The sequence below is a fragment of the Bifidobacterium sp. UBA744 genome, from assembly GCA_002298605.1.
Lineage (GTDB): Bacteria > Actinomycetota > Actinomycetes > Actinomycetales > Bifidobacteriaceae > Bifidobacterium.
The window spans coordinates 2,155-3,258 of the sequence record DBKS01000022.1 but is presented as its reverse complement, the minus strand read 5'-3'; the positions used below and the strand labels follow the sequence as shown (position 1 = coordinate 3,258).

1 protein-coding gene is annotated in these 1,104 nt (G+C 59.9%); it reads right to left on the bottom strand.

Annotated elements, in window-relative coordinates; all coding sequences use genetic code 11:
- Nucleotides 1-279: 279 nt before the first annotated feature.
- On the bottom strand, nt 280-1,104 hold an 825-nt coding region (locus tag B2994_RS02335; RefSeq protein WP_291526793.1), incomplete at its 5' end, for an AAA family ATPase.

Genomic DNA, 1,104 nt, shown 5'->3' with positions numbered 1-1,104 from the left:
AACTTCATGAAGGCACCGCAAATCTTCCTCAACTAGCCTCCCGGCCAGCCCCTTTCTCCGCCCGCCCCTCAGTCAAGCGGCAAAACCGACAACGCCGACACAGCCGGCACCCGTACCAACACAAGGCGGTGGGTCCCTCCGAACAAGAGGAAACCCACCGCCGAAAGTCCGTCTCGTCCCGTCTGGACGGGCCGAGACGGGACGGGCCGAGACGGACTTCGAACCACTTGGTCAGCCGACACGGCCGTCATCTACCCATCGCGGCCGGCTTATCATCCGTCACTTGTCCGCCTTCACCTCGTCGACACTCACGTCCGGATCATCCGGCACGATCTTGTCAGTCGGCCACGCGGACAAGTCGAGATGCTCACCGCCGGTCTGGTCCACCAGCACGGTGTCACCGTCGTGAACCTTGCCGGCAAGCAGCATACGAGCCAGCTGATCACCAACTTCGGTCTGCACCAAACGGCGTAGCGGACGCGCACCATATGCCGGATCATACCCGGTGTTGGCCAGCCATTCACGAGCCGAATCCGTCACATCAAGCGTGATGCGACGATCAGTCAGACGCGAGGCCACGCCCTTCACCTGCAGATCGACAATACTGCCCAGTTCCTCGCGCGTCAGCGGGTGGAACATCACAATATCGTCAAGACGGTTCAGGAACTCCGGCTTGAAGTTCATATGGACGGCGTCCATCACGGACTTCTTCTTGGCGTCGGCATCCATCTCCTCATTCACCAGGAACTGCGAACCAAGATTCGAAGTCATGATCAGAATCGTGTTCTTAAAGTCCACGGTCCGACCCTGGCCATCGGTCAGACGACCATCATCCAGCACCTGCAGCAGCACGTCGAAGATCTCCGGATTGGCCTTCTCGACCTCATCGAACAGCACCACCGAATACGGACGACGACGCACGGCCTCGGTCAACTGACCACCCTGCTCGTAACCGACATAGCCAGGAGCGGCACCGATCAGACGGGACACGGACGCCTTCTCCATGTACTCCGACATATCGATACGCACCATGGCCTTCTCATCGTCAAACAGGAAGTCCGCGAGCGCCTTGGCCAACTCGGTTTTGCCGACACCGGTGGGACC